Raw genomic sequence first — 12,936 nt, 5'->3', positions numbered from 1 at the left:
CAGGGAACCGGTCAAAGACCGTTCCCGGAAAAGGGGTACGACCATGTTCGGGAGACCAACTCAAGCAGTTACCGCACGCCCCCGACCCGGGCGGCTGGCCACCACGGCCGGCGTCCTGATCGGGATGGTCGTGGCCTCCGTGCTCGTGCTGGGCGCCCCGGCCTCCGCCAAGCCCGGCGGGGCGCCCGGCAGGAGCTACACCCTGACCCTCCCGGCCGCGCCCCGGGGCTTCGTCACGCAGCCGGGGGTCACGGCGGTCGCCCCGACGATCACCTCCGCGCCAGGGAGCTACGTGGTGCGGTACGTGGCCGCGGGGCAGCCGGCGACCTGCGCCAGCGGAAAGCTCTGCAACTTCGTCTGGGATCCCACGGGCAACCGCTGGAAGATCTTCGACCTCTACTACTGCGGGCTCTATCAACTCGCCAACTGGCGGGGCGCCGGCTTCTACACCAACGCCCAGACCCCACCGTTCGTCGTCACCTTCTACGGCAGCAGCAGCGGCGTCGTGACCACCAACGGCACCGGATCCCAGAACTGGGATCCGGTCTACGCCATCCGTCCCTGCTGACAGTCGTCGACAGCCGTACGCGGGCGGTCCGGTCGAGGGTCACCACCCCTCGGCCGGCCCGCCCACGACCTCGGAACACCGCCGGTCCGGTCGTCGGTGTCAGCGACCGCCGTCACGGTCCCGGCGTACGGTCGCCTTGCGGCCCTTGATGGTGCTGCCGCGGAGCCCGGCGATCACCTCGTCGGCGACGCCCAGCGGCACCTCCACCAGCGAGAACCGGTCGGCGATCTCGATCGAGCCGATGTCCCGCCCGTTGATCCCGGTCTCCCCGGTGATCGCACCCACCAGGTCCTGCGGCCGTACGCCGGCGCGCCGGCCCAGCCCGATGAACACCTGCGTGGTGCCGCCGCCACCCGCGCGGGGCCGGCCACCGCCGCGCCGGTCGCCGCCGCCGCGGCCCTCGTACCCCGGCCGGGTCTCCCGCTGCGGGCGGACCGCGACCTGCGGGATCTCCTCGTCGTCCTCGCCCCCCGGCGAGGTGGCCTCGTGGGCCAGCTTCACCGCGGCGAGCGCGACCTCCATCATGTCGAACTCGTCGGTCAGCGACTCGACGATCACCCGGTACGGGTCCAGGTCGTCCTCGAGCAGGCTCTCCCGCAGCGCGCCCTGGGTCAGCTCCAGCCGGCGGGTACGCATGTCCGACACCGTCGGGATCTTGTCGATGCCGATCCGCTGGCCGGTGACCCGCTCGATGGTCTTGAGCATCCGGTGCTCGCGCGGCTCGGCGAGGGTGATCGCCACGCCCTCCCGGCCGGCCCGGCCGACCCGGCCGATCCGGTGCACGTACGACTCCGGCGCCGACGGCACGTCGTAGTTGACCACGTGGGTGAGCTGCTCCACGTCCAGGCCGCGGGCGGCCACGTCGGTGGCGACCAGCAGGTCCGCGGTGCCGGTGCGCAGCCGGCCCATCACCCGGTCCCGCTGCTCCTGGCTCATTCCGCCGTGCAGCGCCTCGGCCCGGTAGCCGCGCCCGTTCATCGTCTCGGTGAGCCGGTCCACCTCCTCCCGGCTGCGGCAGAAGACGATCGCCGCGGTGGGGGACTCGACGTCCAGCACCCGACCCAGCGCGGCCGGCTTGTGCGCCCGCGCCACGATGTACGCGCTCTGCCGCACCCGGGGCGCCTCGCCGGCAACCGTCTGCTCGCGCTCGATCTGGATGCGCTGCGGGTCGGTCAGGTGCTTGCGGGCCAGCCCGTCGATCCGGGACGGCATGGTCGCCGAGAACAGCACGGTCTGCCGCTGCTGCGGCGCGTGCTCCAGGATCGCCTCGATGTCCTCGGCGAAGCCCATGTCGAGCATCTCGTCCGCCTCGTCCAGCACCACGGTCGCCACGTCGCCCAGCCGCAGGGTGCCCCGGGCGATGTGGTCCAGCGCCCGACCCGGGGTGGCCACCACCACGTCCACGCCCATGTCCAGCGCGCGCAGTTGCCGTCCGATCGGCTGGCCGCCGTAGATCGGCAGCACCCGGGTGCCCAGGTCCTTGCCGTACCGGTGGAACGCCTCGGACACCTGCACGGCGAGCTCCCGGGTGGGCACCAGCACCAGCGACACCGGGTCTCCGCCGCGCCGGCCGTCCGGCATCCGCTGCAGCAGGGGGAGCGCGAAGGCGGCCGTCTTGCCCGTACCCGTGGCCGCCTGGCCGAGCAGGTCCCGACCGGCCAGCAGCGGCGGGATCGCCTCGCGCTGGATCGGGGTCGGCTCCTCGTAGCCGAGCGCGGAGAGCGCGGCGAGCAGTTCGGCGCGCAGCCCCAGATCCGCGAAGGCGATGGCCTCGTCGGAGTCGGCGGGGGTGGCGGGGTCGGTCGGTGTCGGTGCGGAACTCATGGACAAAGCTTTTCATTCCCACCGTCGGGCCGCTGCGCCGACCGGCACAAGCGTTGCCCCGGACACGCCGCCGCCCCGTGTCGGCGGTGCGCCCGGGAGCTCTCAGCCGGTCACGATCGCCAGCGCGACGGTCACCCCGACGACGACGTCCAGCACGCCGCACCACTGGGCGTACCCGCGGGGGACCACGCCGGACCGGTGGTACGCGAGGTCCCAGCCGGCGTGGCCGAGCCAGCCGGCGGCCACCAGCCACCGTCCGACGCCGTCGCCGCCGAGAACCGCGAGGCCGGCCAGCGTTCCCCAGCCGGCCAGGCCGGCCAGTTGGGCCCGCAGGGCGCCCGGCGTCCGCCAGGCCCGCCGCGCGGTGCCGATCAGCAGGTACCCGGCGGGCAGCACCAGCAGCGTCCAGGCCGGCAGCGGCGCCGGGTCGACCCAGTTGTCCACGGTCATCAGCAACGCCAGCCCGGCGGGCCAGCGGCGCACCAGGGCCGCCACCGCCGGGTGCCGCGCCGGCGGCGTCGGGTGGTGGTGCCGGTGCCGCACGGCGACCAGCACCATGGCCGGCGCCATCAGCAGGTGCCCGCCGAGCATCAGACCCGGCCCGCCGACCACCCCGGCGGCGTACGGCCCGAGCAGCAGCAGGAACGGCAGGTACATGGCGGCGACCATCTCGGCGGTGGCCCGCCGGCCGTGCCCCCGGTGCCACATCACGACCGTCATCCCGATCGACATGTCGGTGGCCATCAGCAGGGCGGCGGTCACCGGTTGGTCGAGCCGGTCGGCCAGGCCGGCCGCGTCGGCCGCGAGCCGCCAGATCGGGCCGAGCAGCACCATCCCGGCGATCATGGCGACGGTCATCTCGGCGAGGTGGCGCAGCAGGCGACGGTGGGTACGGTCCACGCCGGCCGGGGGCGCGGCGAGCATGGTCTCGGTCATGCCACGACCCTGCCGCCCGGCGGCGGGCGAGGGTAGGTACGCGCGTCACGGATCGAGCGTGCGGAATCCACGGGGCGGTCGTGACATTCCGCAGGGGTGAACGGAGCCGGGACGGCCCCTAGGATCGGCGGACATGACGGTCGGCGGGGCAGAGGTGGACCGGCGCCTGCGGACCGCCCGTCGGGTGACCCTGGTGTCGCTGGTCACCGGCCTGGGGACCGGACTGCTGCTGCCGGCCGTGGGACTGGTCCGGGAGCCCGATCCCGCCCTGCGCTCGGCCGGGGTCGTCGGCATCGCCTGCGTCGTCCTGGCTCAGGTCACCCTGTCGTACGCGGCGGTGACGCCCTGGCTCTCCCCGGCCTGGCGGCGCCGCTGCCGGATCGGCCTGGCGGTCGCCGCGCTGGCCAGCCTGCCGCTGGTCGGCCCGGTCGCGGCCGGTTCCTGGCCGACCTGGGCGTGGCTGGGCGCCTCACTGGTCGGAATGACACCGCTGCTGCTGCCGCCGGCCGGCGCCGTCGCCGCCACGGTGGCGACCGTGGCCGCGTCGGCGGCGGTGGCCGGCGCGACCGGCGGCCGGATCGGCGCCCATCTGATCATCACCGGCGGGGTGGGCGTCGGGGTCGCGGTGGTGAACCGGCTGCAGGTCTGGTTCTGGGACGTGCTGGTCGAGGCGCGCCAGGGGCAGGCGGCCCGGGCCCGGCTGGCCGCCGCCGAGGAACGCCTGCGCTTCGCCCGGGACGTGCACGACCTGCTCGGGCACGACCTCACCGTGATCGCGTTGAAGGCGGAGCTGGCCGCCCGGCTCGCCCCGGTCGACGCCGGTCGGGCCGGCCGCGAGGCGGCCGAGGTGCAGCGGCTCGCCGGCTCGGCGCTCGACCGGGTACGCGCCGCCGTGCACGGCTACCGGGCGGTCGACCTGGCCGAGCAGTTGACCGCCGTGGCGGAGGTGCTGCGCTCGTGCGGGGTGCGCTGCGCGGTCGTGCCGCCGGAGCGGGAGCTGCCCGCCGCGGCCGCCGCGACGCTCGCCCCGGTGCTGCGGGAGGCGGCCACCAACCTGCTGCGGCACAGCCGGGCCGGCTGGTGCCGGATCGAGATCAGCCGAGAGGGACGACATGGCGACCATGACGGTGAGCAACGACGGTGCCGGCGGCGATCCCGGCCCGGATCGGCACAGCCACGGTCTGGCCGGCATGGCCGAGCGGTTGGCGGCTGCCGGTGGCGCCCTGCACACCTCCCGCGAGGGCGACGTCTTCACCCTCCGCGCAGGCGTGCCGGTGACCCGATGATCCGGGTCCTGCTCGCCGACGACGAGGAGTTGATCCGGGAGGCGATCGCCGCCCTGCTCGGCCTGGAGACCGACCTCGAGGTGGTGGCCCGTACCGGGGACGGTCGGGCGGCGCTCGACGCGGCCCGGGCGCACCGGCCCGACGTGGCGGTGGTCGACCTGGAGATGCCCCCGCCCGGCGGCATCGAGCTCGCGGCCGAGCTGGGCCGGGCGCTGCCGTCCTGCGCGGTGGTGATCCTGACCGGTCACGGCCGTCCGGCGCTGCTGCGGCACGCGTTGACCGCCGGCGCCCGTGGCTTCCTGGCCAAGGGCGCCCCGGGCGGCGCGCTGGCCGACGTGATCCGCCGGGTGCACGCCGGCTCGCGGTACGTCGACCCGACGCTCGCCGCCGACGCGCTCACCCTGCCGGCGTGCCCGCTGACGCCGCGGGAACTGGAGACGCTGCGGCTGTCGGAGCACGGCACGCCGGTCCCGGTGATCGCCCGGCGGACCCACCTCGCGGCGGGCACCGTTCGCAACCATCTCGCGGCGTGCGTGCAGAAGCTCGGCGCGGCCGACCGGACCGACGCCGCCCGGATCGCCCGCGAGGCGGGGTGGCTGTGACGCCGGCGGGGCGCGGTGCCGTGACGCCGGCGCGGCTGCCCCGGGACGGCCTCCGGCGGGCACCGTGGCACCGGCTGTGCGGGGCCGCGCGCGGGTGCCCGTTTCGGGTCGCCGGCGGCCGGTGTCCCGCCTAGGCTTCCGGGGATGGACGAGGCCTGGAGGTGGCGATGACGCGGGTGGCGGTGATCGGGCTCGGCGGCATGGGTGCGCCGATGGCGGAGCGCCTCGTCGAGGCCGGGCTGGACACGACCGTGTGGAACCGCAGCCCGGGAGTCGCGGACCGGCTGGCCGGCCAGGGCGCCACGGTGGCCCCCGACCCGGCCGCGGCGGTCCGGGACGCCGACGTGGTGGTCACCATGCTGACCGACGCGGACGCCGTCCGGGCCGTGGCCGTCGATCGCGGCATGCTCGCCGCGCTGCCCGAGGGCGGCGTCTGGGCGCAGATGAGCACCATCGGCGTCACCGGAACGCAGCGGTTGGCCGACCTGGTCGCCGCCGAGCGGCCCGACGTGACCCTGGTGGACGCGCCGGTGGCCGGCAGCCGGGAGCCGGCCCGCCAGGGCAGGCTGGTCGTCCTCGCCTCCGGCCCCGAGCGGGCGCGCGACCGGGTGGCGCCGGTCTTCGACGCGCTCGGCCAGCGCACGGCATGGGTGGGTGAGGTGGGCGCCGGCTCGCGGCTGAAGCTGGTCAACAACCTGCTGCTCGCCTTCGTCGCCGAGGGGCTCGCCTCGGCCGTGGCGCTCGGCGCCACCCTCGGCCTGGACCGCTCCGCGGTGCTGGGCGCCCTGGACGGCAGCCCGCTGGTGGCGCCGTGGGCGGCGCAGAAGCTGGAGCGGATCGGCCGGGACGACTACACCACGCAGTACTCGCTGGCACTGGCGCTCAAGGACGTCGACCTGGCCCTGCGGGAGGCGCCGGACGGCCGGTTCCCGGCCGCGGAGGCGCTGGCCGCCGAGTGGCGCCGGGCGGTGGACCAGGGGCTCGGGCCCGAGGACCTCACCGTGATCACCCGGGCGCTGACCGAGGGCGGCGCGGGGTGAGGCCCGGCGGTACGCCGCCGGCCGGACCGGCCTGATCGGTGCGTACGGTTGAACTGGTCTGCTCACCGGCGCTGGAGGAGACCGTCCGCGCGGCCTGGCACCGGTTGGCCGTGGCCGGCCTGCCCAGCCTCGCCCGCAACACCCACCCGACCAACCGCCCGCACCTGACCATGGCCTCAGTGGACGCCTTCCCGCCCGGCGCCGCCGACCGGCTGGCCGACCTCTTCGACGCCGCCCTGCCGCTGCCGGTACGCCTCGACCGGGTCGAGGTGCTCGACGGCAGCGCCCCGCTGGTGTGGCTGGTGACGCCGAGCCGGGAGCTGACCGAGCTGCACGCCGGGGTGTGGGACGTGCTGGCCGGCGCGGCGGAGCAGAACCCGTGGCACGCTCCGGGTCGGTGGATCCCACACCTGAGCCTGGCGCTGCGCTTCCGGAACAACGACCGGCGGGCGGCCAGGGCGGCGGTGGGCGGCGACCGCCCGGCGGGGGAGTTCACCGCGGCGCGCAGCTACGACGGCGAGACCCGAACCGTCACGCCGCTGGGCGGCGCGGCACCCTGACCCGCTCGGCCGCGCGGGTCCACGGCGCGGCACCGCCGCCCGTCCCGGAAGGACGGACGGCGGTGCGATCGCGTGCGGATCAGCGGTAGAAGCGGACGTAGTCGAACTGGGCGGTCACCGGCGGCTCGGCGCCGCCGTGCGCGACCAGGCCGATCTTCGGCGTGGTGTCGGCCGGGAAGGTCCACACCCCGCCCCAGGTCCAGTGCTTGCCGTCCCGGCTGGATCCGGCCCGGAACTCGTGCTCCCCGGTGGCCTTGTCGACCCGGTGGGCCAGCCGCAGCCAGGTGGTGGTGCCCGGGGTGCCGACGATGTTGCCGCCGTACACCGGCTGGCCGGCGAAGGGCAGCTCGTGCCCGAACTCGACCTGCCGGGTGTTCCAGATCGCCACCTGGCTCAGCCGGGCGAACAGGTCGTCGTTCACGTAGGCGATCAGGCCGGCCTGCTGGAAGTTGCGGACGACGTCCTCGCCCAGGTCGAGCCTCACCTTGGTCTCGACCACGTAGTCGCCGGCCGGGGCCTCCCGCAGCAGCACCCCGGCGGTGTTGCCGGTGCCGGTGAGGTCGGCCGACTGCACCGGCCAGCGCAGCTCACCGCCGGAGACGGTGGCCGCCGGGTCCTTGCGAACCCAGCTCCAGGCCGGGTCGAGCCCGTCGGTGAAGTCGTCCGAGTAATCCGGCAGCGGTCGGCCGACCCGCGGGTCGGCCACGGTCTGCCGGACCGGCCGGTAGAGCCGGGCGACGCTGACGTTGTCGAACTGGGCGGTGCCGCCGTCGGCCGCGACGGTGAGCCGGCCGACCACCGGCCGGTTCAGCCGCAGCGAGACGGTGGCCAGCTGGTCACCGAGCCGGGCGGGGCTCAGCTCGGCGACGAGCTGCCGACCGCGTACCTCGACGGCCAGGTTGTGGATGTCCGCCGGGTCGAAGCCGGTGGGCAGCGGTGCGGTGGCCGTACGGCCACCGGCCTCGCGGGCGACCAGCCGACCGGCCGCCACGTCCGCCCGCACCTCGACCCGGTCCAGGGTGAGGCCGGCCGAGCGGGCGCCGGTGAGCCGCAGGTCGGCCTCCGCGCGCACGTCCCCGCCGGTGACGGTACGGCTGGTCAGCGCCCCGGTGCCGGTGAGCCGACCGTCGGCGACCCGCCAGGAGCGGGTGTCGCCGCGCCAGCCGTTCAGGGCGGCGGAGTCGAAGCGCTCGTCGAGCCGGCCGGCGGTGACCGGCGCCGGGCGGGCGCCCTCGGACGGGCCGGCGCCGGCGTTCACGGTCGGCCAGCCGTCGACCCAGTCCAGCCGGTCGATCAGCATCGGCCGCTCGTTGATGCCGAACGGCTCGTCCAGGTACGGGTCGGCCCGGTCGATCGCGTGGTAGACGATCCAGTCCTGCCCGGACAGGTCGGTGAGGAAGCCGTTGTGGCCGGGGCCGATCCAGCGGTTGCCGTTCTGCGCGAGCACCGGCGTGCCGCCGGCCCGGGACGCGGTCAGCGACACCCCCTCGCGGTCGACAAACGGGCCGCGCGGGCTCTTCGACCGTCCGACGTGCACGGAGTAGCCGGTGGCGGGCCCGGCGCAGCAGTTCGCGGTGGACGCGAAGAGGTAGTACCAGCCGTCGTGGCGCAGCACGTAGCTGCCCTCGAACTTGTTGTCGATCGCCACCAGCGTGGAGGTGCCGACCGCGTGCAGCCCGTCGGCGGACAGCTCGGTGACCGAGACGCCGCCGTAGTAGCTGCCGTAGTAGAGGTACTTCGTGCCGTTCACGTCGGTGAACTGGCTCGGGTCGATGGTCCACAGGTAGCCGCCGCCGGGGCCGGGGCGGGGCGCCACGACGGGCTCGTCGACGAAGGTCCACGGGCCGGCCGGGCTGGGCGCGGTCGCCGCGCCGACGGCGGTGTCGAAGGTGTCGGCGGAGACGGTGGTGTCGGTGACGGTCACGTACATGACCCAGTGGTCGCCGACGCGGCGCACGTCGGGGGCCCAGAAGGCGGCGCCCTCGGCGGCGTAGGAGGGGCGCTGGCCGGGGGCGAAGGCGTCGCCGACGAAGGTCCAGTCGACCAGGTCGGCGGAGCGGGCGACCGGGACGCGGTGCGCCTTCTTCTCGCCCTCGCGCAGCGGGTCGGAGGTGCCGTAGGCGTACCAGAAGCCGTCGTCGCCGCGGACGACGACCGGGTCGGCGAAGGTGTCGGCGAACCCGGCGGTGACCGGGTTCTGGTAGCGGGCGGTGGCGGTCGGCCCGGCGGCGGCCGGCGCGGGCGCCGTCGCCGTCAGCAGCAGACCGAGTACGGCGGCGAGGATGCCGCCGCGGCGGAGATGACCCATCAGACCTACCTCGGGTGGTGTCGGTGTGGGCGGTGGTGCGTCATTCGGTCGTTTCTACAACGATGGATACAACGTTGTAAAGAGCTGGACACGGGTTGGTCACCACCGAACCGTCCCCGTGCGACGATGTCCCGGTGACCGCGACCGCGACCGCGACCGCCACCGCCGGGCCCCGGCTGGCCGAGCTGGCCGCCCTGCTCGCCGACGGCACCCGGGCCGGCTTCTGCCTCGCCCTGCTCGACGGGCGCGCCTGGACGGCCGGTGAGCTGGCCCGGGCCGCCGGGGTGGCGCCGTCGACCGCCAGCGACCACCTCACCCGGCTGGTCCGCGGCGGCCTGCTCGTCGAGGAGCGGCAGGGCCGGCACCGCTACGTCCGGCTGGCCGGGCCGACGGTGGCCCAGCTGATCGAGGACCTGGCCGGCCACGCCCCGCCCGGCGACCGGCCGGTCCGGTCGCTGCGCGCCGCCACCGCTGACGCCGCGCTGGCCCACGCCCGCACCTGCTACGACCACCTGGCCGGCCGGCTCGGCGTCCGGCTGCGGGACGCCCTGCTGGCGCGCGGTCTGCTCGACGTCGCGGACGGCCTGGCGCTCACCGCTGTGGGGCGGGACTGGCTCGCCGGGCTCGGCGTGCCGGTCGGCGCCGCGCCGAACGGCCGGCGGCCGCTGCTGCGCGACTGTCTGGACTGGACCGAGCGCCGCCCGCACCTGGCCGGCGCGCTCGGCGCGGCGCTCTGCCACCGCTTCGCCGAGCTGGGCTGGACGGCGCCCGGCGGCGGCCGCAGCGTCCGGGTGACCCCGACCGGCGTCACCGCGTTCGCCGCGCTCGGGCTGCCGCCGGAGGCGCTCGCCCCGCCCCGCCGCGACACCGGCGGCGGCCGGGCCTGAACCGGCGACGGGCACGGTTCGGCCGGCGCCGAAACGACCCGGCCCTAGCGTCGACCGGGTGACCCACCGCGACAGCGCAGCGCCCCCGGACGTCCCGCCCTGCGGGCCACCTACGCCCGACGCCGACGGCGGCTGGTCGGTGACCCGGTACGCCGACGTGCACGCCGTGCTCACCGACCCCGCCTTCGAGGTGCCGGTGGCACCGCCCGGGCCGCCCGGCACCCTGGCCTGGCTGCGCGGTGCGGTGGCCCGGTTCAGCCCCGCCGAGCGGCACGCCGGCCGGCGGGCGCTGGCCGTCGCCGCGCTCGGCTCGATCGACCCCGACCTGCTACGCCGGGACGCCGCCCGGCTGACCGCCGAGCTGTGCGTGGCCGGTGGGTCCTCGCCGCCCGCACCGCTGGGGCGGCGCGCGCTCGCCACCCCGTCGACGGTGGAGGCGCTCGGCGGGACCGGGTCGGACCCGGTGGCGCCGCTTCGGGGCGTACCGGTGCGGGTGCTGGCGGCCCACCTCGGTCTCGCCGATCCGGTGGCGGCCGTGCCGGCGGTGGCCGCGGTGGCGGCGGCCTACCAGCCCGGCGCCGACCGCGCGGCGGTGCGCCGGGCGGACGACGGCGTCGCGGCCCTGCTGGCGCTGACCCCACCGGAACCGCCCGAGGCGCTGGCGAACCGGATCGGCCTGCTGGTCCAGGCCTGCGACGCCACGGCCGGGTTGATCGCCGCCGCCGCCCGGTACGCCCCGACCGTGCCCCGGGCCGTGCCGACCGCGGCCCTGCTGGCCGAGGTGCTGCGCGTCGACCCGCCGGTGCGCGGCACCCGGCGCCGGGCGGTGACCGGGGCCGAGGTGGGCGGCCGGTCGATCCCCGCCGGCGCGCACCTGTGGCTGCGCTTCGACGCCGCGAACCGGGACCCGGCCCGGGATCCGGCCGCGCCCCCGCTGACGTTCGGCGCGGGACGGCACGGCTGCCCCGGCCAGCGGCACGCCCTGGCCCTGGCCGCCGGGGTGGTCGAGGCGGCCCGCGCCGGCTGGCCGGCCCGCGAGGAGCCGGGGGACCGGCGGTGAGCGCGCGCTGCGCGGCGTTCCGCGCCCTGCACCGCGCCGACCGGCCGCTGCTGCTGCCGAACGCCTGGGATCACGCCTCGGCCGCCGTGCTCGCCGCCGCCGGCCACCCGGCGGTCGGCACCACCAGCCTCGGGGTGGCGGCCGCGAGCGGCAAGCCGGACGCCACCGGGGCCACCGCCGAGGAGAACCTGCGCCTCGCGGCGCTGCTGACCCGGCTGCCGGTGCTGGTAAGCGTGGACGTCGAGGGCGGCTTCAGCGACGACCCGGACGACGTCGCCGGGTACGTGGCGGAGCTGGCCGCCCACGGCGTGGTGGGGATCAACCTGGAGGACGGCCGGCCGGACGGCACGCTGGCCGACCCGGCGCTGGTGGTGGCGAAGATCGAGGCGGTCAAGGCCCGCGTGCCGGCGCTGTTCGTCAACGCCCGCACCGACGCCTGGTGGCTCGGCCTGCCGGAGCCGCTGGAGCGGGGGCTGCCCCGGCTGCGCGCCTACTGGCGGGCCGGCGCGGACGGCGTCTTCGCGCCCGGGGCGAGCGACCCGTCCACCGTGCGCGCCCTCACCACGGGGGTGGACGCGCCGCTGAACGTGCTGCCGCCGACCGACGGGACGGACCTGGCCGCGCTGGGCCGGCTCGGGGTGGCCCGGGTGAGCACCGGCTCGCTGCTGTTCCGGGCCGCCCTGGCCGCGATCGTCCGGACCGCGGCGGGGGTCGGCGACGGCGCGGCGCCGGAGCCCGGACTGCCGACGTACGGGCAGGTGCAGCGACTGACCGATGCCGGTTCCATCCCGCCCGGTAGCCCTTAGGGGGAGATGGGAGGAATGTTCGCTCCACGCCGGTTACCGGTGCTTACCGTCACGTCATCCGCAGGGGAGTCGTGACGGAAGAGGACCCGATCATGCGCGTGCCGAGTCGCAGCTCCGACCACCAGCCGTCCGTCGCCAGGCCCGCGCCGGCGCGCCGGTCGCCCGCCCGCGGCACCGCCCGCCCGGTCGCGCCCGCGCCGCCGGACCTGGCCGCCTACCGGGAGGCGGTGGCCGAGCTGCTCGTCGAGGTGGGCGCGCTCGCCGACGCCACCTCCGCGACCGCCCGCCAGGTGCTGCTCGACCAGCGGCTGCGCGAGCCGGCGATCGCCGCGGTGCTGGACGCCACCTCGCAGGGCTTCATCGGCGCCCGGGAGACCCTGCTCCTGGAGATGGCCCGCTACCAGCCCAACCCGCGCACCTCGGCGCGCGACCTGACCGACCTGGTCCGGATCTACCTGCTGTCCAGGATCGACGTGATGTGGTGGCGGGACGTGCCGACCCTGCTCACCGACGAGCAGGTGAACACCCACCCCGACCTGGTCGACCTGGAGTGGCCGCGCCGGCGCGGACTGATCGCCTTCCGCTATCAGGAGCAGCCGGCCACCGTGCTGGGCCGCGGCGTCCGGGCCGTCCGCCGCCGGGTGCGGCCGGACGCCACCCCGCGTACCGCCGGGGTGAAGTTCCGCCGGGCGCGGCGCGAGGTCGTCGCGCTGCTCAACGACATCGCCCGCGAGTTCGACCGGTCCACCCCGGCCGGCACCCCGCCGCTCTGGGTGACCAGCCTGACCCGCAGCGCCGAGCACCAGTACCAGCTGCGCCGCCTCGGGTACGCGGCGATGGTGCCCAGCGGGCACTGCCTCGGCTGGGCCGTGGACGTGGAGCTGGACTGGTTCGGCCGGTTCGGCGTCCGGGACACGCTGGCCGGGATCCTGCTCGCCCGGCAGGCCGCCGGCGAGGTCAACGTGGTGGACGAGGGGCAGGCCTGGCACGTCTGCGTCGCGCCGGCCGCCCAGGCCCGGCTGCGCTCCGCCTATGAGGCCGAGATGGGAGCCTGAGGCG

At 76.4% G+C, this 12,936-nt stretch carries 11 protein-coding genes; 8 read left to right on the top strand and 3 right to left on the bottom strand.

The window, feature by feature from the left end; all coding sequences use genetic code 11:
* Positions 1 to 130 precede the first annotated feature (130 nt).
* Positions 131 to 568, top strand: coding sequence for a hypothetical protein (locus ACFY3U_RS18110; protein WP_387202548.1), 438 nt, complete (start codon positions 131 to 133; stop codon positions 566 to 568).
* 99 nt (positions 569 to 667) lie between these two features.
* On the opposite strand, the gene ACFY3U_RS18105 is transcribed toward ACFY3U_RS18110, so the two are convergent.
* The gene (locus ACFY3U_RS18105; RefSeq protein ID WP_387202545.1) at positions 668 to 2,392 is read right to left on the bottom strand and encodes a DEAD/DEAH box helicase; all 1,725 of its coding nucleotides are present in this window, start codon (positions 2,390 to 2,392) and stop codon (positions 668 to 670) included.
* Positions 2,393 to 2,494: 102 nt separating this feature from the next.
* Entirely contained in the window at positions 2,495 to 3,328 is an 834-nt protein-coding gene (locus ACFY3U_RS18100; protein ID WP_387202542.1) for a hypothetical protein, read from the bottom strand.
* Between the two features lie 133 nt (positions 3,329 to 3,461).
* Between ACFY3U_RS18100 and ACFY3U_RS18095 the strand changes: the two genes are divergently transcribed.
* The 3 genes from ACFY3U_RS18095 (at position 3,462) to ACFY3U_RS18085 (ending at position 6,816) form a co-directional block, all read left to right on the top strand.
* Positions 3,462 to 5,216 carry a response regulator gene (locus ACFY3U_RS18095; protein ID WP_387202539.1) on the top strand — a complete coding sequence of 585 codons (1,755 nt, stop codon included), beginning with the start codon at positions 3,462 to 3,464 and terminating at the stop codon, positions 5,214 to 5,216.
* 161 nt (positions 5,217 to 5,377) lie between these two features.
* Positions 5,378 to 6,256, top strand: coding sequence for an NAD(P)-dependent oxidoreductase (locus tag ACFY3U_RS18090; protein ID WP_387202536.1), 879 nt, complete (start codon positions 5,378 to 5,380; stop codon positions 6,254 to 6,256).
* Positions 6,257 to 6,294: 38 nt separating this feature from the next.
* On the top strand, positions 6,295 to 6,816 hold the full coding sequence (locus tag ACFY3U_RS18085) for a 2'-5' RNA ligase family protein (RefSeq protein ID WP_387202533.1): 522 nt from the start codon (positions 6,295 to 6,297) through the stop codon (positions 6,814 to 6,816).
* A gap of 79 nt (positions 6,817 to 6,895) precedes the next feature.
* Here the strand turns inward: ACFY3U_RS18085 and ACFY3U_RS18080 are convergent, their stop codons facing one another.
* The gene (locus ACFY3U_RS18080; protein ID WP_387202530.1) at positions 6,896 to 9,124 is read right to left on the bottom strand and encodes a family 43 glycosylhydrolase; all 2,229 of its coding nucleotides are present in this window, start codon (positions 9,122 to 9,124) and stop codon (positions 6,896 to 6,898) included.
* Between the two features lie 134 nt (positions 9,125 to 9,258).
* Here ACFY3U_RS18080 and ACFY3U_RS18075 point away from each other — a divergent pair, with 134 nt between their 5' ends.
* From ACFY3U_RS18075 to ACFY3U_RS18060, 4 genes are all read left to right on the top strand, one after another.
* Positions 9,259 to 10,011, top strand: a complete 753-nt coding sequence (locus tag ACFY3U_RS18075) for an ArsR/SmtB family transcription factor (RefSeq protein ID WP_387202527.1) — start codon at positions 9,259 to 9,261, stop codon at positions 10,009 to 10,011.
* Positions 10,012 to 10,069: 58 nt separating this feature from the next.
* Positions 10,070 to 11,071: a cytochrome P450 gene (locus ACFY3U_RS18070; RefSeq protein WP_387202524.1), complete on the top strand. Its 1,002-nt coding sequence runs from the start codon at positions 10,070 to 10,072 to the stop codon at positions 11,069 to 11,071.
* Positions 11,068 to 11,877, top strand: a complete 810-nt coding sequence (locus ACFY3U_RS18065; RefSeq protein ID WP_387202522.1) for an isocitrate lyase/phosphoenolpyruvate mutase family protein — start codon at positions 11,068 to 11,070, stop codon at positions 11,875 to 11,877. Before ACFY3U_RS18070 ends, ACFY3U_RS18065 begins: the two co-directional genes overlap by 4 nt.
* A gap of 92 nt (positions 11,878 to 11,969) precedes the next feature.
* Positions 11,970 to 12,932: a DUF5715 family protein gene (locus ACFY3U_RS18060; RefSeq protein ID WP_387202519.1), complete on the top strand. Its 963-nt coding sequence runs from the start codon at positions 11,970 to 11,972 to the stop codon at positions 12,930 to 12,932.
* Positions 12,933 to 12,936 lie beyond the last annotated feature (4 nt).

Source organism: Micromonospora sp. NPDC000089 (assembly GCF_042899365.1).
In the GTDB taxonomy this organism is placed as follows: Bacteria; Actinomycetota; Actinomycetes; order Mycobacteriales; family Micromonosporaceae; genus Micromonospora.
The sequence above is the reverse complement of the archived record's forward strand: the minus strand, read 5'-3'. Positions and strand labels throughout refer to the sequence as shown.